This window comes from Streptomyces liliiviolaceus (genome assembly GCF_018070025.1).
Taxonomy (GTDB): domain Bacteria; phylum Actinomycetota; class Actinomycetes; order Streptomycetales; family Streptomycetaceae; genus Streptomyces; species Streptomyces liliiviolaceus.
The window spans coordinates 944,947-965,967 of sequence record NZ_JAGPYQ010000001.1 but is presented as its reverse complement, the minus strand read 5'-3'; the positions used below and the strand labels follow the sequence as shown (position 1 = coordinate 965,967).

Sequence of the window (21,021 nt, the reverse complement as noted above, 5' to 3'; positions counted from 1 at the left end):
GTTCGCCATCCGGTTCGCCGCCCAGGGAGAGCTCACTGTTGTCTCATCACAGCCATGCCCCGCCGCCCGAGCCGCAGCCCGAGACGCCGCCCGCCTCGCAGCCGAGCGCGACTCTCGGGTACTCGCTCTTCGCCACCCGCTGGCTCCAGGCCCCGCTGTACTTCGGACTGGTGGCCGCACAGGGGGTGTACGTCTACAAGTTCTTCAGAGAGCTGTGGACTTTAATCATCCGGAGCGTGACCGGGCAGGCGAACGAGACGTACGTGATGCTCGCCGTCCTGAAGCTGGTCGACGTCGTCATGATCGCCAATCTGCTGATCATGGTGATCGTCGGCGGGTACGAGACGTTCGTCTCGCGCATCGGTCTCCAGGGCCACCGTGACCAGCCGGAATGGCTCTCGCACGTCAATTCCAACGTGCTCAAGGTGAAGCTCGCCACCGCCATCGTGGGCATCTCGTCCGTGCATCTGCTGCAGATGTTCGTGGATGTGCACCACACCTCGCACCACTCGCTGCTGTGGGGGACGGTCATCCACATGGCGTTCATCGCCTCGGCGGCGATCCTCGCGTACATGTCGGGCCCGATGGCGACGCACGGGGAGCGCCTGCACAAGGGGCATGGGCTCGCCCACGCGCTGATCCACGGCCAAGCCCATGCGCAGGAGCATGCGGGTGGGCAGGAGCGGGGGCTCGGGTACGCGTACGCCTCCGGTGCCGGGTCCGGGTTCAGGGGTGAGGGCGGCGGGAGGGCGGCCGGCGGGATGACGGGGTCCTCCGTCCCGGCCGAGTTCGCGTTCGCGGCCAAGACCGTGCCCGCCGCACGGGTCCCCGTCCCGGTCGCGGGCCCGTCCGTCTCGCAGGCCGCCGCACAGCTCGCCGCGCAGACCACCGCCCCGATCCCGGTGCAGACGGTCTCCTCCCCGTACGACGCCCACGACCCGCACAGCCCGCACAACCCGTACGAGTCCGCCGACCCGCACGACCCGCACGACTCCACGGAGCCCGGTGCCGAGGCCCGGATCCGTGACGCCCGGTTCCCCGCCCGGAAGCTGCTGGAGGACTTCGACGAGGAGTACCCCCGGGTGCTCGACCGGGAGGCCGTGTCCCGGCTCGGCAGCCTGGACTTCGTCGCGGCCCGGCGCAACGTGGTGTTCGTCGGCCCGCCCGGCACCGGCAAGACGCATCTCGCCGTCGGCCTCGGCGTACGGGCCTGCCAGGCGGGGCACCAAGTGCTCTTCGCCACCGCGGCGCAGTGGGCCGCGCGACTGGCGGGCGCCCGGTCTGCGGGCCGGCTCGGCGAGGAACTGGCGGACCTCGACGCCCGCCCGCTGCTCATCGTCGACGAGGTCGGCTACACCCCGCTCGACCCGGACACCGCCCACCTCTTCTTCCAGCTCGTCGCGCACCGCTACGAGCGGTCCTCCCTGATCGTGACCACCGACCGTCCGCTCGGCCGCTGGGAGGAGGTCTTCGGCGGCGCCGCCCCCGCGATGGTCGACCGGCTTGCGCACCACGCGGAGATCGTGCGCCTCGAAGGGGACAGCTACCGCATGCGCCGGGTCACTTCAGCGTGGGCAGAGTGATGTTGTTGATCAGCGGCCCCTCGATGCCGATCCCCTCGGTCACCAGCGGTTCCACGGCGGTCACCGGCAGCGGCAGCGGCAGGGCGGATCGCCGGGCCGCGGCGGCCTGCGGGGCGAGTACGCCGATGAGCACGGCCGAGGCGATGAGGGCGACCGCGGCGGCGGTGCGCGCGTGGTGCGTACGGCGCTCCGGGCCCGCGGGATTCACGGAGGGCTCGGAGGCCGTGGGACAGGCGGGTTGCAGCATGAGACGGAGGGGACGCATGGGAGCTACAGAACCTTTCGGGTGCCGCTGAGCGGGGGCGGGGCCCACGGAGGGGACGGGCCGGACCCGGTCGGACCGGGTCCGGCCCGCAGGACGTACGGGGCGGGACGGGGCTTACGGGGTATGACGTGCCGCGCGGGGGCGGCTCAGAACGTCACGCCCCCGCCGAGATCGATGCCGATCGCCGCGGCCTGTGAGGCGAGTGCGCCGAGCAGCGCGGCGGTACCGATCAGGACGGTGGCGACACGACGGGCAGTACGCATGGGATTCCCTCTTCTTCACATGGGTTCGTTGCGTGAGCAGGACGCCCAGTGGCTGCCCAGCGGCCGGCGCGGGAATGCCGGAGAACCCACAAGGTCCCTCATGGGTGGGAAGCGTCCGGCGTGGCGCGCATGAACCGCCGCCTACACCCGAACGAGTGAGGCGGAGTGCGAGGGAGGCGGATTACGAGGGAGAGGGAGCGCGAGGGAGACCGGTGGGCGAGCTGACTCAGGCCTGGTCGTCCGCCAGTTCCGCCACGCCCGTCACCCGGTGCAGCGGATACGTCCGGACCTCGTCCGCGGTGTGGTCGTACGCCGTGACGAAACCGCCCTCCACCCGGACGGGGGCGATGACGCGCTGGCTGGCGGAGCCCTCGGCGTTCACGTAACCGATCCACAGGGTGCCGCCGGTGAGGACGGCGGCCTGCATGGTGGCGAGGGTCTCGGCGGCGGTGGTGCGCGGGAGAGTGCCGTTCCGCCCGCCACCGGACGAACCGGAACCGGAACCGGAGTCGGAGCCGGAGTCGGCGGAACCGGAGGCGGAGGCGGACGGCTTGCGCGGGGCCGTGGAGGCCAGGTCGCCCGCGCGGATGGCCCGGATCGCGGCCCCCAGCAGGATGGTGTCGGGGGACGGCGGACCGTCGGGGACCGGCTCGGGCGCCGTGCGCGGGGGCGTGCGGTGCGCGAGCGCGCGGGTGATCAGCACATCGCCCTCGGCGGACTCGGCGGCCGGTGCGAAACCCATCGCGCGCAGCCCTTCGAGGAGCGTGGCCGGATCGGCCTGGGCCGCCAGCACCGTGGGCGCGAGGCGGCGCAGCCGCAGCCCCTGCGCCCGCTTGTCGGCGACGATCTCGTTCAGGACCGCGTCGTCGTCGCAGCGCACGTACGCCGACGCCGCGCCGATCCGCAGGTGCCCGTGTCTGCGCGCCACGTCGTCGATCAGGTAGGCGAGCGGCTGCGGAACGGGCGTACGGGAGTGTGCGGCCAGGAACGCCTGGAGGTCGGAGGCCGAGCGGCCCGCGTCCAGGGCGCGGCGGACCGAGCCCGGTGTGAAGCGGTAGACCGTGGCCCCGCCCTTCGACTCGACGTCCGCGAGGACGTCCAGCACGTCCGCGAGGGGGCGGCGCAGCGGGCCCGGGGCCACCGCCGTCAGGTCCGCCTGGAGGAGGACGTGGTCGAGGGGTTCGGGAAGCAGCGGCGCCAGCAGCCGGCCGGCCAGCGCGGCGGCGGAGGCCACCTCGGCGGGGGAGCGGGGTTCCGGCGCGGGCACCGGATGGTGGGTGTGCCGGTGGTGGACGGGCAGTTTGTCGCCGGGTCCGGTGGCGGGCGCGGGGGCGGGTGCGCCGGGCGGCGCACCCATGAGCGCCCGTCCGTGCGCGGACAGCGCGCCCCTGCCGGTGATCCCCAGGGACTCGGCCTCGGTCAGCGTCCACCGGGCGATCCGCGACCGCAGGTCGTCCGAGGAGGCGGCGCCGCGCAGGGCGCGCTCCCAGTGGAGGCGGGCCACGAGGGCGTCGGCGGACGTGGAGCCGCCCTCGGGCAGCGCGGCGAGGAGCGTGAGGACCCGGTGCCGGACCTCGGGCGCCGCCGAGCGGTCCAGGCCGGGGCCCAGCGCCGCCAGCGTGCGCTCCTTGGTGTCGCGTCCGCCGACCACGCCCGCCGTACGGGTCGCCGACAGCCACGCCGTGGCCAGCCGGGTCCAGCGCTCGGCGGCCGGGAGCTCCAGCCACTCGTCGTAGGCGGGCGTCGCCGCGTACCGCTCGTCGGCCTCGCCGTCCGTGGCCAGCAGGCCCGCCGCGTAGGCGAGTTCGACCCAGAAGGCGGCGACCGGCTCCGGTACGTCGAGGGCCACGGCCGTCCGCTTCAGGTCGCGCACGCTCAGACCGCCCGCGCGCAGCACCGACGGACCGCCCTCGTCCCAGTCCTTCAGCAGCTCCTCGACGGTGGCGAGCGCCGTGTACGCCTGCCCGGCCGCCGTGCTGTCCACAACCTGTGGACGGTGTACGGAGGTGGGCTCGACCGGCGGAGGAAGCGGTTCCGTCCGCTGGTGCGCCCGCCCCTCGCGCAGATGGAGGGCCACCTCGCGGGGTAGTACGACCGTGCCGGGCGCCGTCGGCAGCAGCAGTCCGCGGTCGATCAGCCAGCGCAGCCGGGTCGCCGGATCGGCGGTCACCTGACCGTACGGCGGCCCCCAGACCAGCCGCGAAAGGACTTCGAGGGAGTCCGGCGGGGCCTGGTCGAGCAGGGCCGACATCCGGGCGCGGTCGGTGAAGAGCCCGGTGAGCGACTCCACCGCGGAGACCGCGTCGTGCGTCGTGGGCAGTCCGGCCGCCGTCAGGAGTTCCTGGATACGGCCCGGGGACATGCCCGTGGTGGCCTCCGCGACCGTCGGGCCGAGCCCTGTCGGGGAGGGGTGCTGCGGCGAGGGCGCGAGCAGTTCGCGGGCCGTGCGCACCAGCCGCAGCCGGTCGTCCGAGCCCCACACCAGCGCCTGCTCACGCAGGACGGCCACGGCACGCGGAAGCGCCTCGACGACCGCCGGATCGCCCGCGTCACCGGCCAGCAGGTCCTGGAGCGTGCCGTACGGCGCCGGTTCCGGGGCCACGGCCAGCGCCTCCGCGGTCTGCAGGGTGAACCGGTCCAGGCGCTCCAGGGCCCGGATCACGGAGGCCCGCGTACCGGCCCGGGTGGCCAGCTGGGTCAGGTCGGTCGGTACGGGGGTGATGAGGTCGGGGCGGGCCCGCAGCAGCGCGGACAGGGAGGAGTCGTCGCGGGCCCGCAGGTCCTCCGCGAGCGAACGAGGGTGTGCCCCGGCGGGGGCGGGCTCCTCCGTGGGCGCCCCGCCGGGCTCCTCTGACGACTGCTCCTGGACGCTCATCCGATCCACGGTAGCGGGTGGGCCCCCGCCGCCGTTCCCGTTGGCGTGAGCCGCGGCCGTGCCGGGATCGTGCCGGGGCCGTGCCGGAGCCGACCACCGGCGGCGGGCGCGGTACCGTCGGTCGCACGGGAAAACGCAACGTGGGCGCCCCGGAGGGGACTTCGTGGGGATCGAGAGCGACCAGCTAGTATTCGACTATCTGAGCCGGGTGGGCGACCTGGCCCAGCAGAGGCAGCTGCCGTCGGGGACGCGGATGCGGCTCGTGTCCGAGCTGCGCGGCGAGATCGACCGGCGCCGGACGAAGGCGACCCTCGACAGCCCGGCCGCGGTCCGCCGCATCCTGGACCGCATCGGCACGCCCGAGTCGGTGGTCGAGGCCGCCGGCTCCCGGACCGACGGCGGCGCGGGCGCCGGTGCCGGTGCCGGTACGGACAGGGCTGCCGGTACGGAGTCGTCCGCGCCGAAGCGGTCCGCCGTGCCCGCCCAGCGCGCGCAGGAACCTGCGGCCCGTCCCAAGCGGCTGCGCCGCGCGGTGCCCCGGCCGCGTGCCGCCCACCCGGAGGTGGCCGAGTCGGACACGACCGGGATGGTCGGCTCCCCGCCCACCCCGCCGCACCTCGCCAGCACGGAAGAGCTGGGCACCGGGCCCCAGCCCGACTGGTGGCGGGTGGAGAGCGGCCCGTTCGGGGCGACGGACAGCGTGCCGGGCTTCACGGGCGGCATCGAGATCCCGGAACTGTTCAGGCCGCCGCCGGACGACGAACCGGACAAGCCCGAAACACCCGAAAAGCCCGGTAAGGAGGGCGAGTCCGGGCCCAAGTCCGCAGCGGCGGAGGAGGTCGTCGAGGTACCCGCACCGGCCGGGCGCGTACGCCGTCGCTTCGTACCCCGCCTGCGCCCCCTCGGCGGTGGCGGTGGCGGCGGCTGGTCGAACCCCCTCCTCCTGCTCGCCGCCGCGCTCCTGGTCGCCGGCGCGGTCATCGGCAACCTCGTCATGCTGGGCCTCGGCTGGCTCATCGCCTACCTCTCGCGACGGCTGAGTCCCGCCGAGGCGAAGTGGGCCGTCCTCGTCCTGCCCGGCATCGTCGCCTCGGGGGGCATCGTCTGGATCTGGGGCCGCAACGAGGGGCGCTGGGGCGAGCCGATCGCGCAGGACCGGATGAGCGAGGCGATCGCCGAGACCTGGCCGTGGGTGCTGCGCGGCGCGGCCGTCGCTTCGGCGCTGTACCTGGTGTGGCGGTCGCAGCGCCGGAAGTGACGGTGGCGGGTGGGGCCGTCGGATGTCGTCCGCGGGCCGGTGGGGGCTTGTCGCGCAGTTCCCCGCGCCCCTAAAAGCAGCCGGTCGCGTCCCGCGTGACGGCCCCGTGCTCCTAAAAGCGGTGGGCACAATGGGTTATATGACTTCTCGTGTGTTGACCGTCGGGTTTGACCTTGACATGACCCTTATTGACTCCCGGCCCGGGATCCGGGCCTGTTATCAGGCGCTTTCCGTGCGGACGGGGACCTTCATCGACGCCGATCTCGCCGTCACCCGGCTCGGGCCGCCGCTCGCGGAGGAGTTGGTCAACTGGTTTCCGGCCGGGGAGGTCGAGGCCATGGCGGACGTGTACCGGGAGATGTATCCCACCCACGCCATCGCCCCGACGCCCGCGATGGCCGGCGCCCGTGAGGCGATGACGGCGGTACGGGAGGCCGGCGGCCGGGCGATCGTCGTCACCGCCAAGTACGAGCCGAACGCCAAGCTGCATCTCAGCCATCTCGGCATCGACGCCGACGCGGTCATCGGCGACCTGTGGGCCGAGCGCAAGGCGGAGGCCCTGCGCGAGTACGACGCGGGCGTCTACGTCGGCGATCACACCGGCGACGTACGCGGCGCGCGGACCGCCGGGGCGCTGTCCGTCGCGGTGGCCACCGGCCCGTGCGACGCGGAGGAACTGCGCGCGGCCGGCGCCGACGTGGTCCTCAAGGACCTGCTGGAGTTCCCGAGTTGGCTGGCCACCCACCGATAGGCGACCGCCGGGCGGTCACGAACTTCCGCGTGCCTGCCGGCGGCCGTCGGCGATCGACTGGAACACCCCCGCTCCCGCGATGAGGAATCCGACGCCCATCAGCATGCTCAGACCGAACATGTACGTAGGAAAGGGCGTCGTGTCGAGCAGCAGCGGGGCCACGGTGACCAGAGTGGCCACAGCTCCGACGAAGAACACGATGGCACCGGCACGGATGAGTCGTTCTCCGGCCGCGGCGGAATTCGGTTGGGTTTTGTCACGCACTCGACCAGGGTAGTTCCCTGCCCGGAGGAACAATCCGGCGACGTCTTGTCAGCAGCCGCCGGACCATTAGCCTTGGTACCGGCGGGTCCGACGACCCGCTGTAGTGCTGTACGGACCTGTTTCCCGAGCAGTTTCAGCCGAAGTCTTGAAGTCTTTCCGACGCAGTTTCCGACGAGTACGAGGACGAGGACAGACGTGCCTACCGGCAAGGTCAAGTGGTTCAACAGCGAGAAGGGCTTCGGCTTTCTCTCCCGCGACGACGGCGGCGACGTCTTCGTTCATTCCTCGGTCCTGCCCGCCGGAGTCGATGTTCTCAAGCCGGGGCAGCGGGTGGAGTTCGGTGTGGTCGCCGGACAGCGCGGTGACCAGGCACTCTCGGTGACGCTCCTGGACCCCACGCCGTCGGTCGCGGCGGCCCAGCGCCGCAAGCCCGACGAACTGGCCTCCATCGTCCAGGATTTGACGACCCTCCTGGAAAACATCACCCCGATGCTGGAGCGCGGCCGCTACCCCGACAAGGCCTCCGGCGCGAAGATCGCCGGCCTACTGCGCGCGGTGGCGGACCAGTTGGACGTATAGCAACCTCCCGGGCTGCGCCCCATGGCATGGGCGCAGCCCACATGAGGGGCGCGGGGAACTGCGCGACCAGCCCCCACCGGACCCGCACATGCGATCCGGACCCGCACCTCCCGGCGAGGGACCCGCTAGGGAAAGTCCAGCGCCCCCGGCGCAAGCGCCGGCACAAGCCCTTCCGCCGCCGCCCGCGTGAGAAGGCCACGGATCGCCGCGTACCCGTCCTCCCCGAGATCCGCCGTGAACTCGTTGACGTACAGCCCGATGTGCTGATCGGCGACCGCCGCGTCCATCTCCTGCGCATGCTCCATCACATACGCCCGCGAGGCCTCGGGATCGTCCCAGGCGGCCCGCACGGACGCCCGCGCGGACTCGGCGAGCAGCCCCAGCGCGGCCTCGCCCAGCGACCGCCGAGCGATGATCGCGCCCAGCGGGATCGGCAGCCCCGTCGTCCGCTCCCAGTGCTCGCCCATGTCCGCGAGCTTGTGCAGACCGTAGTTCTGGTACGTGAAACGGGCCTCGTGGATGACCAGCCCGGCGTCCACCTTCCCGTCCCGTACCGCGGGCATGATCTCGTGGAACGGCATGACCACGATCTCGCCGACCCCGCCGGGAACGGTGTCCGCGGCCCACAGGCGGAACAGCATGTACGCGGTCGACCGCTCGCTCGGCACGGCGACGGTACGGCCGGTGAGGTCCACGCCCGCCTCCCGGGTGAGGACCAGCGGCCCGCAGCCCCGCCCCAGAGCGCCCCCGCAGGGCAGCAGGGCCCATTCGTCCAGGACGTACGGCAGGACGGCGTACGACACCTTCAGGACGTCGAACTCGCCGCGCTCGGCCATGCCGTTGGTGATGTCGATGTCCGCGAAGGTCACGTCGAGCGCGGGCGCCCCCGGGATCCGGCCGTGCGCCCAGGCGTCGAAGACGAAGGTGTCGTTCGGACAGGGCGAGTACGCGATCTTCAGCGGCTGCGTCGGCGAGGGCTGCGAGGGCTGCGAGGGCTGAGGCGTCTGCGAGGGCTCAGTGGGTGAGGTCATGTGGGTTCCAACTCTCCAGTATGGGCGCAAGCTTCCCGAAGGCCCCGGTGAGTGCCGCGAGGGCCTCGCCGATCCGCCAGGCGGCGCGGTCCCGGGGGCCCACGGGATTGGACACGGCACGGATCTCCAGGACGGGGACGCCGTGCGCCGCGGCCGCCTCCGCCACCCCGAAGCCCTCCATGGCCTCGGCGAGCGCGCGCGGGTGGCGTCGGCGCAGTTCCACCGCGCGCGCGGCGCTGCCGGTCACCGTGCTGACGGTCAGGACAGCCCCCTGACGTGCTCCTGTGACGGCCGCGATCTCTCGTACGAGTGAATTCGGCGGCCGGTGCGTGACGGTTCCGAACCCCAGTTCGGTGACCGGGGCGAACCCGTCAGCGGTCTCGGCGCCGAGGTCCGCGACCGTGATCTCGTCGGCGAGGACGAGCGAGCCGACGGGCGCGTCGGGCAGGAACCCGCCGCCGATACCGGCGGAGACGACCAGGTCGTACGGCTCACCGGTCAGCGCGGCCGCGGTGAGCGCGGCGGCGGTCGACGCGGCGGCCGCGGCCGGTCCCACGCCACCGGCGAGCGGATCGAGCACCAACGACGCGGACGCCGGCGCCGTGAACGCCGCGGCCACCGCGTCCCGTTCGGCGGGGACCGCGGTGGTCACGAGGACACGCATGAGCGGCGCTCCCTGAGGATCGGGCGGCTCAGCGGCGGCTCAGGCGTCCGCGTTCTCAAGCTTGAAGTTCCAGACACCCTGGACCTGCGTACCGGCCTTGTTCTGCTGGACGACGCTGATGTAGATCGTCTTCGGGGCGGCCTGGCCCGACTGCTCGGCGAAGAGGTCGACGCCCTCGAAGGCGTAGTACGTCTTCTTGAAGGGGGACGTGACCTGCTGGCCGTTGAGCCACAGGGCCCAGCCCTCGTCGGCGATCTCCGGGTCGACACCGATGCGCAGCGTCTCACCCTGCGAGACGCTGATCGTGTCGGAGGACTTCTTGAGGGCGCACTTGGTCGCTTCCTCCTTGCCGATGGTCTTGCCGTCCTCGTAGCACTCGGCCTCGACGCTGACCGAGTTCTTGCCGACCGTGACGGTGGCCATCGGCGTCGGCTTGTCGCAGGCGGACAGCACGAGAAGTCCGGCGGAAACGGCACTTGCGGCGGCGACGGCGCGGCGACGGCGCGCAAGGGGACGCTGGGAGCTCATGGGCGAAGGTTATCGGGCGGGTCCCGTGGCCCGGCCATGTGGGTGGGCTACGCGGCGTGCCGCGGGCGCGGATCACCCCGGTGAGCACGTGGTGATCGGGCGGTCGTCGAGTGGTGACCGGGCAGTCGTCGAGTGGTGACCGGGCGGCTCAGGCCAGGTGCGCGTGGTGCCGGCCGCCGTGCCGGGCCGTGCTCAGCAGTCCGCGGACCGTGGTGAGCCAGCCGAGCGCGATGATCCCGGAGGCCACCGCCATGCCGAGCGTGCCGTTGAGCGGCAGCGCGATACCGATCGCCCCGCCGACCACCCAGGCCATCTGGAGGATCGTCTCCGAGCGCGCGAACGCCGACGTCCGCACCAGTTCCGGTACGTCCCGCTGGATCAGCGCGTCCAGGGACAGCTTGGACAGCGCCTGGGCGAACCCGGCGAACGCGGCGAGCACCGCCACCAGGAGCACCCCGAAGAACACCGCCGCCGTGATCGCCACACCGAGCACCACCGCGACGACGGTGACGATGATCAGTTCCGGTGCCCGGGATCTCAGGGCCGCCCCGACCGCCGTGCCCAGCGCGTTGCCCACGCCCGCCGACACGCCCACGACGGTCAGCGAGACCGCCGCGCTGGCGCCCGCGAGGGGGTGCTCGCGCAGCAGGAACGCCAGGAAGAAGATCAGGAACCCGGAGAGGCCGCGCAGCGCGGCGTTCGCGGCGAGCGCGTGCGTGACCGCCGTGCCGACCGTGCGCAGCCCCGGGCGCTTGGGCTGCTTGAGGTGCGGACCGTGCAGATGCTGCTCGTCGGCGGCGAGCAGGGCCTTGTCCTCGCCCTTGGCCGAGTCGACCTTGTGCGGCAGGGAGAACGACAGGAACGTACCCGCGACGAAGATCAGGAAGGCGCCGTAGAGCGGATAGCGGGGGCCGAGGGCCTGCAGGCCCGCGCCGATCGGGGCCGCCACGCCCGTCGCCAGCAGACCGCCGAGCGTGACCCGCGAGTTCGCCTTGACCAGGGAGAACGCGGGTGGCAGGAGCCGGGGCACCACGGCGCTTCTGACCACGCCGTACGCCTTCGAGGCCACCAGGACGCCGAGGGCCGCCGGGTACAGCTCGATGCTGCCCGTGACGACCGCGCCCGACAGCAGCAGGGCCATGAACGCGCGCGCCATGAACGCGCCCGCCATCGCGGCGCGGCGGCCGTGCGGGAGGCGGTCCAGGAGGGGGCCGATGACGGGGGCGAGCAGCGTGAACGGGGCCATCGTGATCGCCAGGTAGAGCGCGACACGGCCGCGGGCCTCGTCCGTCGGGACCGAGAAGAAGACCGTCGAGGCGAGCGCGACGGTGATCAGCATGTCGCCGGCGCCGTTCACGCCGTGCAGTTCGATCAGTTTGCCGAGGCCCGACTCGCCCGCGCCGTGCGCGTGGGTCGCTTTTCTGATGCCTCTCGCCGTACCGCTGAACGGCAGGTGCAGGGCATGGCCGACCGAACGGACGGCCCCGCGCACCGGACCCGACCCGCTCTTACGTCCTGCCCCGGCCTCACCGATTCCGGTGGCGCCTTGGGGCGACCTCGCGGCTGCCACTCCGCAATAGTGCCCCGAGATTGGCGGAAGTAGCGCAGTTACCGCCCGTATAGCGGCGGAGTGGGCGCGGGGGATCGGGTGCCGGACATGCGCGAAGGCCGTTCTGCGCACCGGTCGCGGGCGCCTCCCGGACCCCGTCCGGAGCGGGCCGCACATACGGTTGGAGCGTCCCGTGCACCCGGTCGGGGAGACGGCGCGACAGTATGAAGGCAACGCCGGTGTAGGCCCAGCGCCGACGAGACGGTAGCGTGCGTAGCGCGCCCGCGGCGGTTGTTCTCGGCCGCGCGCCTCTCGGTCATCCCGCAGAATGGATGACGTAGGTGCGCCCGAGTGCGATCGGGCGCGGACGTCGACGCGGCCCTCCGGTCCGCTCCGTCCGCACCCCCGTCGAGGGATGGCGCACTCGTGAGACGGCGTAGGAGAGAAGCGATACCTGTGAGCGCGACAACGCGAAGCCGGACCCCGGACCGTCTGTGTGCCGAGGCCGTGGACCTCGCCCGGGCAGCCGCCGAGGAGGCCGCCGCTCCCGGCGTGGTGGGGGAGCACGCGGGACTGGTCAGCGAAGGGGACCGCGTCGTCACGCACTTCTTCGAGTGCAAGGAGATGGGCTACCGCGGGTGGCGCTGGGCCGTGACGGTGGCCCGGGCCTCCCGGGCGAAGGTCGTCACCCTCGACGAGACCGTGCTGCTGCCCGGCACCGACGCCCTGCTGGCACCCGAGTGGGTGCCGTGGAGCGAGCGGCTCCGGCCGGGGGACATGGGGCCCGGGGACCTGCTGCCCACGGACGCGGAGGATCTGCGTCTGGAACCCGGCTACTCCGGCGAGGACGAGCCCGCTCCGAACGCGCCGATCTCCGAGGAGATGGCCCAGCTGGCCGAGGCGGAGGACGCCGAGATCACGGCGCGGACGCCGGCCGCGCTGCCGCTCGTGCCGTCCCGCGGGTCGATCGCGTCCGTGGCCGAGGAGCTGGGGATGCGGCGGGCGCGTGTGCTGTCCCGGTACGGGCTGCATGTCGCGGCGGACCGGTGGGAGGAGTCGTACGGGGCGAAGACCGCGATGGCGCAGGCCGCGCCGGCGACGTGCGTCAGCTGTGGGTTCCTGAATCCCGTGGGCGGGTCGCTCGGTCAGGCGTTCGGTCTGTGCGCGAACGAGTTCTCGCCCGCGGACGGGCGTGTCGTGTCGCTCTCGTACGGGTGTGGTGGGCATTCGGAGGCGGCGGTCATGCCTACGCCTGCGCGGCCCGCGCCGCCGGTGATCGACGAGACGCGGGTGGATCCGTTTCCGCTGCGGCCTTCGCCGGATTCGGGGTCGGTGCCGGTGGGGCCGGACGGGTCGGCGTCGGAATACGGCCACAGCTAGTTCTGCGGGCCGTTCGCGTGACGGCGCGGCCCACCCCCTCAAACCCTCGTCTGCCGTCCGCGGGCACGTGGTGGCTGATCGCGCAGTTCCCCGCGCCCCTGAGGGGGCACGGCCCCCGGTTGTTCGTCGTCCGCGGGTGCGTCGTGGCTGGCCGCGCAGTTCCCCGCGCCCCTGAGAGCGGGGCTGCGCCCCATCTCCAGGTGCGCGGCGGAGTCTTTTGGCTTTTAGGGGCGCGGGGAACTGCGCGGCCAGCCACACACGACCCGCACGTCACAGCCGGGCGTAGCCACTCCCCAGGGGCGCGGGGAACGGCGCGGCCGGCCCCCACCGGCCCGCACCCGCCCACCCCGCGGAGCCCCCCCTTCCAACCCTGGCCCCCTGCCAAGGGACCCGCGCGGTACCTTCTTGCCGCGGCCGGCCGATGCGCGCGGGCGTACGACGATGAGGGAGTGTCAAGCGTGAGCAACTTCGTGCGGCCGGCTGCCGAGGGCGCGGATCCGTTCGGGACGGCCCGGCTGCGACGCGGGGTGCTGGACGCCTGGGCGACCAGCCCGGCACGGTTCCGTGAGGACGCCAACTCCGAGGAGGACCTCGTTCTCGGCGGCTACCGCGACCGCCTCGTCGTGGAGCTCGCCCAGAACGCCTCCGACGCCGCCTCCCGCGCAGGCGTCCCCGGCCGCCTGCGCCTCACCCTGCGCGACGGAGTCCTCGCCGCCGCCAACACCGGCGCCCCCCTGGACGCCACCGGCGTCGAATCCCTCTCCACCCTGCGCGCCTCCGCCAAGCGCGACGAGAGCGACAGCGCGGTCGGCCGCTTCGGCGTCGGCTTCGCGGCCGTCCTCGCCGTCACCGACGAACCCGCCCTGCTGGGCCGGCACGGCGGCGTCCGCTGGTCCCTCGCCGAGGCCCGCGACCTCGCCACCGGCATCGCCCGCCACAGCCCCGGCCTCGGCGACGAACTGCGCCGCCGCGACGGCCACGTACCCCTGCTCAGGCTGCCGTTCGCGGCCGAGGGCTCCGCGCCGGACCCGTACGACAGTGTCGTCGTGCTGCCGCTGCGGGACCCCGCCGCCGAGGCGCTCGCGGAACGGCTCCTCGACGGTGTCGACGACGCCCTGCTGCTCGCCCTGCCCGGCCTGGCGGAAGTGGTCGTCGAGAGCGGCGACGGCGGCGTACGGACGATCCGGCGGCGTACCGAGGAGGACGGCGGCGGTGTGGTCGTCGATGACTCCCGTGACGGTACGACCCGCTGGCGCACCGTCTCCGCGCACGGTGCCCTGGAGCCCGCCCTGCTCGCCGACCGGCCCGTCGAGGAGCGCCTGCGCCCGCACTGGTCGGTCACCTGGGCCGTCCCGGTCGACGCGGACGGCACCCCGGGCCGCCCCCGTACCGGCCCCGTCGTGCACGCGCCCACGCCCAGCGACGAACCCCTCGGTGTGCCCGCGCTGCTCATCGCCTCGCTGCCGCTCGACACCACCCGCCGCCACGCGGCCCCGGGCCCGCTGACCGACTTCCTGGTGCAGCGCGCGGCGGAGGCGTACGTCGAACTGCTCGCCGCCTGGCGGCCCGTGACCGAGGGGATCATCGGCCTGGTGCCCGGCCCGCTCGGCAAGGGCGAGCTGGACGGGGCCCTGCGGCAGGCGATCCTCGAACGGCTGCCGCGTACCGCCTTCCTGCCGCCCGCGGCCGCACCGGCCGAACCGGCCGCACCGGTCGACGGGTCCGGCGGCGGCGACGACGCGGACTCCGACACCGGCCTGCCCGAGGCCCTGCGCCCCCGCGACGCCGAGGTGGCGGAGGGGGCGGGCGCCGAGACCGTACGGGTGCTCGCGGAGGTGCTGCCCAGCCTGCTGCCCGCCGGGCTCGAACGGCGGGCGGAACTGCGCACCCTCGGGGTCGCGCGGGTCCCGCTGGCCGAGGTCGTCGACCGGCTCGCGGGCCTGGAGAAGGCCCCCGAGTGGTGGCGGCGCCTGTACGACAGCCTCGCCGGGGTCGACCCGGACCGCCTCTCCGGGCTGCCGGTGCCGCTGGCCGACGGCCGGACGACGATCGGCCCCCGCCAGGTCCTGCTGCCCACCGCGGACGGCGCCGCGACCACGGCCACGACTGCGACCACGGCCGGGGCCGCGCCTGACGCCCTCGCCCGGCTCGGGCTCAAGGTAGCCCATCCGGACGCCGTCCATCCGCTCCTGGAGAAGCTGGGCGCCCTGCCCGCCACCGCGCGGGCCGTCCTGACCACCCCGCAGGTCCGCGCCGCCGTCGCCGGCTCCCTCGACGACGACCGGGGCGCCTGGGACGACGACACCACCCCGGACGCCGAGGAACTGGCCGACACCGTCCTCGCGCTCGTCCGGGACGCCGACCTCGAACCCGGCGACGAACCCTGGCTCGGCGCGCTCGCGCTCCCCGACGACGAGGGCGAACTCGTCCCCGCCGGTGAACTCGTCCTGCCCGGCAGCCCCTTCGCCCAGGTGATGCGCGAGGACGAACTCGCCTCCGTCGACCCCGAACTGGCCGAACGCTGGGGCGAGCAGCCCCTCGCCGCCTGCGGCGTCCTCGCGAACTTCACCCTCGTACGCGCCACGGACGTCGTCCTCGACCCCGACGAACTGGAGCCGAAGGACGGCGACTTCGCCGAACCCGACGACGCCGGGCTGCTCGACGCCGTGGACGTGTGGTGCGAGGACGCCCTGGACGGGCTGCCGGACTCACCCGTGCCGCCCGTCGCGACGGAGATCGTCGCCGTGCGCGACCTCGACCTCGTGGACGACGACCGCTGGCCCGAGGCCCTCGCCCTGCTCTCCCGCCCGCCGCTGCGGGACGCCCTCACCCAGCCGGTCCGCGTCCTGCTGCCGGACGGCACGCACGAGATCATCCGCTCGTACACCGCCTGGTGGCTGCGCGGGCATCCCGTCCTCGACGGCCGCCGCCCGGCCGGCCTGCGCGCCGAGGGCGGCGACCCGCTCCTGCACGGCCTGTACGACGCCGCCGACGCGGCCGGTTTCGACGACGAGCAGGTGCTGCGGGCCCTCGGCGTCCGTACGTCCGTGGCCGCGCTGCTCGCCGAACCGGGCGGCGCCGCCGAACTGCTCGACCGGCTCGCCGACCCCGACCGCGAGGTGTCCGCGGCCCAACTGCACGCCCTGTACGGCGCGCTGGCGGACCTCGACCCCGACCAGGTGACCCTCCCGGACGAGCTGCGGGCCGTGGTGGACGGCGAGGTGCGGGTCGTGGACGCGGCCGACGCCGTGGTCGTCGACTCGCCCGACCTGCTGCCCTTCACCGCGGGCACGCCCCTGCTCCCGGTACGGCCCGCGCGGGCCGCCGACCTCGCCGAACTGTTCCAGGTCCGGCGGCTGAGCGAGTCCGTCACCGGCGAGGTGACCAGCGAGGGCGCGGAACACGACGTACCGGAGTCCGTACGGGTTCTGCTGGGCCCCTCGACCCCCGCGACCTACGTCGAGCACGAGGAACTGGTCGTCGACGGCACCGAACTCGACTGGCGCCGCACCCGGGACGGGGTGCTGCACGCGGCCACGCTGGAGGGCGTCGCCGCGGGTCTCGCGTGGGCGGCCGGGCAGTGGCCCCGCCGCTTCGAGGTCGCCGCCCTGCTGGAGGACCCGTCCAGGACGGAGGAACTGGCGCGGGACCGCTGGTTCGACTGAGCGCCGCCCGCCGGGGCGTGGCCGCGCGCCGTGCGCCCCGGCGGGTCGTGAAAGTGTTCTGCGTCACATGGTCACAAAATATTCACCCGGCGTACAACCATCGGTCCGCGCGGTGTATCTGATCATGCGAGCCAACAGGCTCCAAGATCACACGGGCCCACGTGAAGACGTCCGTCGGGCCCCCTTTCTCCACCGGGGGAAACATATGCGCATACGTGCCACCGTGGCCGCCGTCACCGGTGCCCTGGCCCTCTCCGCGTTCGCCGTCCCGGTCGCGCAGGCCGACGACTCCTCGTACCGCGAGACCGCCGCCGCCGCTTTCGATGCTGCCCACAGCGGTGCGTCCAAGGCGCAGCGCAGCAAGGCCGCCGCGGCCGTCGACGGCGACCTGGACGCCTCCTTCTCCAACTTCAAGATCGCCTCGGTGCACAAGGTCGGCACCACCAACCAGGTCTCCACCAAGGTGACCTACAAGCTGACCCACGGCGCCGACGTGGACCTCGGCTCCCTGGACTTCGCGACCGGCCCGTACATCTACAAGGGCTCGTTCGCCACCCCGGACAACGTCATCTTCGGCTTCGACGCGGCGACCTGCACCGAGACCTCGGCGACCGTCGCCAACTGCACCGGCTACGTCGACATCCTCCCGGCCGAGGGCGAGCTGCTGAACAGCGACGCCGGCTCCTGGAAGGGCGGCGCGCTGCTGCTCAACTACAACACCGGCTCCTACGCCGACCAGGGTGACCTTGGCACCACCAAGGTCCTGCGCAACTCCCGGCTGACCGTCAACGCCTCTCCCGAGCCCGTGAAGAAGGGCAAGACCATCACGGTCACCGGGGCCCTGACGCGTGCCAACTGGGAGACGAACAAGTACGCGGGCTACACCCAGCAGTCCGTGAAGCTCCAGTTCAAGAAGAAGGGCTCGTCCACCTACACGAACGTCAAGACCGTGAAGTCGGGCTCCGGCAGCTCCGCGGGCAAGCTGAAGACCACCGTCACGGCTTCCGTCGACGGCACCTTCCGCTACGCCTTCGCGGGCACGTCGACTACGCCGGCGGTCAACTCCGCGGGTGACTTCGTGGACGTGAAGTAACCTTCCGCCGCACTGCGCGACGGCCCCACGCCGACCACTGGCGTGGGGCCGTCGGTGTTCCCGGGGCGCGGCTGTTCGACTACCTGCGGGAGCGTCGTGGCCGGCCGCGCAGTTCCCCGCGCCCCTGAGGGGCGTAGCCCCGGGCTTTTCGTCGTTGTGCGGGAGCGTCGTGGCTGGCCGCGCAGTTCCCCGCGCCCCTCAAGGGCTCGGCTGCGCCCTCGCCCCCTCGCGGGGATCCACAGGGGCGCGGGCTTTGACCTACACCCCTCAGGGGCGCGGGGAACGGCGCAGTCTTTTGGCTTTTAGGGGCGCGGGGAACGGCGCAATCTTTTAGCTTTTAAGGGGCGCGGGGAACTGCGCGAACGGCCCCCACCAAGGTGCACCCCCTCCTCGTCCCCCCGCGGCTAGACGGGAAAGCGGCGGTCCACCCACCTCCACACCAGTTCGAGCACCCCCGCGCCCACCACCGCCACCCCCACCGCGGTCCACGGCATAGTGGCCCCCACCAGCTTCAGCGCGAAGAACGACTGCAGCCACGGCACCACCAGCACCAGCAGGAAGCCCAGCCCCATCGCGGCCACCAGGCCGATCCGCCACCACGTGTACGGCCGCGCCACGATCGCCAGCACCCACATCGACACCAGGAACAGCGTCAGCGTCGCCGCGCTGGTCTCCGCGTCCAACGCCCCCTCCCCGGAGTAGTGGTGCCGGGCGAGCAGATACGTCGTGAACGTCGCCAGCCCCGCCACCACGCCGCCCGGGATCGAGTACCGCATCACCCGGCGGACGAAGTGCGGCTTGGCCCGTTCCTTGTTGGGCGCGAGCGCCAGGAAAAACGCCGGCACCCCGATCGTCAGCGTCGACAGCAGCGTCAGATGCCGCGGCAGGAACGGGTACTCCACCTGGCAGCACACCACCAGCACCGCGAGCAGCACCGAGTACACCGTCTTGACCAGGAACAGCGTGGCGACACGGGTGATGTTCCCGATCACCCGGCGCCCCTCCGCGACCACCGAGGGCAGCGTCGCGAAGCTGTTGTTGAGCAGGACGATCTGGGCGACCGCCTTCGTGGCCTCGGACCCCGAGCCCATCGCGACACCGATGTCGGCGTCCTTGAGGGCGAGTACGTCGTTCACGCCGTCACCGGTCATCGCCACCGTGTGCCCGCGCGACTGGAGCGCGCCCACCATGTCCCGCTTCTGCTGCGGGGTGACCCGCCCGAACACCGACCCCTGGTCCAGCGCCTCGGCCATCTCCTCCCGCTCGGCGGGCAGCCGGCGCGCGTCGACCGTGGCGGAGGCACCGGGCAGACCGAGCTTGGCGGCGACCGCGCCGACGGACACGGCGTTGTCGCCGGAGATCACCTTGGCGCGTACGTTCTGCTCGTCGAAGTACCGCAGGGTGTCCGCCGCGTCGGGCCGCAGCCGCTGCTCCAGGACGACGAGCGCGGTCGGGCGTGCGCCCTCCTTGACCCGCGGGTCGTCGAGTTCCCGGACGGCACGGGCCAGCAGCAGGACCCGTAGCCCCTGCTCGTTGAGCTGTTCGGTCTCGGCGAGCACGGGGTCGTCGTCGGCGAGCAGCACGTCGGGCGCGCCCAGCAGCCAGGTGCTCACCCGGCCCTCGTCACCGTCCCCGTCCCCGCCCTCGTCGAAGGACGCCCCGCTGTACTTGCGCGCGGAGGAAAAGGGCAGCGCGCCCTCGTGGCGCCAGTCCGCGCTGTCCGGGTAGGCGTCGATGATGGCCTGGAGGGAGGCGTTCGGGCGGGGGTCGGACGCGCCGAAGGCGCCGAGTACTTCGCGCACGTACGCCTCGTCGCCCTCCCCCTCCCCGTGCCCGTCGGCGCCGAGCGGGCGCAGCTCGGTGACGTCCATGCCGCCCTCGGTGAGCGTGCCCGTCTTGTCGAGGCAGACCGTGTCGACGCGGGCGAGGCCCTCGATGGCGGGGAGTTCCTGTACGAGGCACTGTTTGCGGCCGAGCCGGACGACCCCTATGGCGAAGGCGACCGAGGTGAGCAGGACCAGGCCCTCGGGGACCATGGGCACGATGCCGCCGACGGCGCGGGCGATGGAGTCCTTGAAGTCGTTGTCCTTGCTGACGAGTTGCGTGATGGCGAGGCCCACGGCGGCCGGGATCAGCATCCAGGTCACGTACTTGAGGATCGTGGAGATGCCGGTACGCAGTTCGGAGTGGACGAGGGTGAATCGGCTCGCCTCCTCGGCGAGTTGCGCCGCGTACGCCTCGCGGCCCACCTTCGTCGCGCTGAACGCGCCGCCGCCCGCGACCACGAAGCTGCCCGACATGACCTGGTCGCCCGGGTGCTTGACCACGGGGTCGGCCTCGCCGGTGAGCAGGGACTCGTCGATCTCCAGGCCGTCGGCCTCGGCGCACTCCCCGTCCACGACGATCTTGTCGCCCGGGCCGATCTCGATGAGGTCGCCCAGCACGATCTCGGAGGTGCCGATGGAGGTGGCGGTGCCGTCCCTGCGGACGGTGGGGCGGGACTCGCCGATCACCGCGAGGGAGTCCAGGGTCTTCTTCGCGCGCAGTTCCTGGATGATGCCGATGCCGGTGTTCGCGAGGATCACGTACCCGAACAGGCTGTCCTGGAACGGGGCGACGAACAGCATGATCAGCCAGAGCACGCCGATGATGGCGTTGAACCGGGTGAAGACGTTGGCCCGGACGATGTCCGCGGTGGAGCGGCTGCTGCGCACGGGGACGTCGTTGACCTCGCCCCGGGCGACGCGCTCGGCGACCTCGGCGGCGGTCAGTCCCTTCGCGGTTCCGCTGGCGCTGGCACTGGCGGGCAGCGGGACGGGGTGCACGGGGTCGAGTTCGGCGCCCGCGTCGATGTGCGTCATGTCTTCGACGGTACGGGGGGATATGCGGCTTCACCCGGTGAGTGCGGCAAGATCCGACCAGCGGAGGAGCGGGGATGCTGCCGTGGTAGTACACGGCGGTCCCCTGTCCCCCTGAAGACGACAGACTGCGCCGTTCCCCGCGCCCCTGGAGGGTGGGGCCGGGCGTTGGATGTTGTCCGCGGCCCGGACGTGGCTGGCCGCGCAGTTCCCCGCGCCCCTAAAGGCGAAAGACTGCGCCGTTCCCCGCGCCCCTGGGGGGTGGGGGCGGGCGTTCGATCTTGTCTGCGGGCACGTCGTGGTCGGCCGCGCAGTTCCCCGCGCCCCTCAAAAGCGGGGCTGCGCCCCAGCTTTTGCCCCGGGGAGCGGCGCAGCCGCTCTAGGGGCGCGGGGAACTGCGCGAACGGCCCCCACC

General features: G+C 73.0%; 15 protein-coding genes. 7 read left to right on the top strand and 8 right to left on the bottom strand.

From position 1 onward, the window contains the following. The first annotated feature begins 38 nt into the window (after positions 1-38). Positions 39-1,583, top strand: coding sequence for an IS21-like element helper ATPase IstB (gene istB, locus J8N05_RS04110; protein ID WP_210881113.1), 1,545 nt, complete (start codon positions 39-41; stop codon positions 1,581-1,583). On the opposite strand, the gene J8N05_RS04105 is transcribed toward istB, so the two are convergent. Further along, entirely contained in the window at positions 1,561-1,830 is a 270-nt protein-coding gene (locus J8N05_RS04105) for a hypothetical protein (RefSeq protein ID WP_210890599.1), read from the bottom strand. The genes istB and J8N05_RS04105 overlap by 23 nt on opposite strands. A gap of 507 nt (positions 1,831-2,337) precedes the next feature. After that, positions 2,338-4,986, bottom strand: coding sequence for a helicase-associated domain-containing protein (locus J8N05_RS04100; RefSeq protein WP_210881112.1), 2,649 nt, complete (start codon positions 4,984-4,986; stop codon positions 2,338-2,340). A gap of 163 nt (positions 4,987-5,149) precedes the next feature. Here J8N05_RS04100 and J8N05_RS04095 point away from each other — a divergent pair, with 163 nt between their 5' ends. Together J8N05_RS04095 and J8N05_RS04090 are read left to right on the top strand one after the other, a co-directional pair. Next, positions 5,150-6,244 (top strand): hypothetical protein, encoded by a 1,095-nt coding sequence (locus J8N05_RS04095; protein WP_210881111.1) that lies wholly within the window; start codon positions 5,150-5,152, stop codon positions 6,242-6,244. A gap of 130 nt (positions 6,245-6,374) precedes the next feature. Then, a complete protein-coding gene (locus J8N05_RS04090; RefSeq protein ID WP_210881110.1) occupies positions 6,375-6,995 on the top strand; it encodes an HAD family hydrolase in 621 nt (206 codons plus the stop codon). Between the two features lie 15 nt (positions 6,996-7,010). Here the strand turns inward: J8N05_RS04090 and J8N05_RS04085 are convergent, their stop codons facing one another. After that, positions 7,011-7,259, bottom strand: coding sequence for a hypothetical protein (locus tag J8N05_RS04085; RefSeq protein WP_189771853.1), 249 nt, complete (start codon positions 7,257-7,259; stop codon positions 7,011-7,013). 195 nt (positions 7,260-7,454) lie between these two features. On the opposite strand from J8N05_RS04085, the gene J8N05_RS47875 reads away from it, so the two are divergent. Beyond that, entirely contained in the window at positions 7,455-7,838 is a 384-nt protein-coding gene (locus tag J8N05_RS47875; RefSeq protein WP_107015351.1) for a cold-shock protein, read from the top strand. Positions 7,839-7,963: 125 nt separating this feature from the next. On the opposite strand, the gene J8N05_RS04075 is transcribed toward J8N05_RS47875, so the two are convergent. The 4 genes from J8N05_RS04075 to J8N05_RS04060 form a co-directional block, all read right to left on the bottom strand. Continuing rightward, positions 7,964-8,869 carry a 1,4-dihydroxy-6-naphthoate synthase gene (locus J8N05_RS04075; RefSeq protein WP_247706135.1) on the bottom strand — a complete coding sequence of 302 codons (906 nt, stop codon included), beginning with the start codon at positions 8,867-8,869 and terminating at the stop codon, positions 7,964-7,966. Beyond that, on the bottom strand, positions 8,853-9,533 hold the full coding sequence (locus J8N05_RS04070; protein ID WP_210881109.1) for a futalosine hydrolase: 681 nt from the start codon (positions 9,531-9,533) through the stop codon (positions 8,853-8,855). Before J8N05_RS04070 ends, J8N05_RS04075 begins: the two co-directional genes overlap by 17 nt. Positions 9,534-9,572: 39 nt before the next feature. After that, entirely contained in the window at positions 9,573-10,061 is a 489-nt protein-coding gene (locus J8N05_RS04065) for a hypothetical protein (RefSeq protein ID WP_107015354.1), read from the bottom strand. 148 nt (positions 10,062-10,209) lie between these two features. Continuing rightward, positions 10,210-11,631 carry an MFS transporter gene (locus J8N05_RS04060; protein ID WP_210881108.1) on the bottom strand — a complete coding sequence of 474 codons (1,422 nt, stop codon included), beginning with the start codon at positions 11,629-11,631 and terminating at the stop codon, positions 10,210-10,212. 435 nt (positions 11,632-12,066) lie between these two features. On the opposite strand from J8N05_RS04060, the gene J8N05_RS04055 reads away from it, so the two are divergent. The 3 genes from J8N05_RS04055 (at position 12,067) to J8N05_RS04045 (ending at position 17,748) form a co-directional block, all read left to right on the top strand. Then, entirely contained in the window at positions 12,067-12,990 is a 924-nt protein-coding gene (locus tag J8N05_RS04055) for a DUF3027 domain-containing protein (protein WP_210881107.1), read from the top strand. Between the two features lie 458 nt (positions 12,991-13,448). Then, positions 13,449-16,655, top strand: a complete 3,207-nt coding sequence (locus tag J8N05_RS04050) for a sacsin N-terminal ATP-binding-like domain-containing protein (RefSeq protein ID WP_210881106.1) — start codon at positions 13,449-13,451, stop codon at positions 16,653-16,655. Between the two features lie 205 nt (positions 16,656-16,860). Next, entirely contained in the window at positions 16,861-17,748 is an 888-nt protein-coding gene (locus J8N05_RS04045) for a hypothetical protein (protein WP_210881105.1), read from the top strand. Positions 17,749-18,152: 404 nt separating this feature from the next. Here J8N05_RS04045 and J8N05_RS04040 read toward each other — a convergent pair whose 3' ends face one another. After that, entirely contained in the window at positions 18,153-20,609 is a 2,457-nt protein-coding gene (locus J8N05_RS04040; protein WP_210881104.1) for an HAD-IC family P-type ATPase, read from the bottom strand. Positions 20,610-21,021 lie beyond the last annotated feature (412 nt).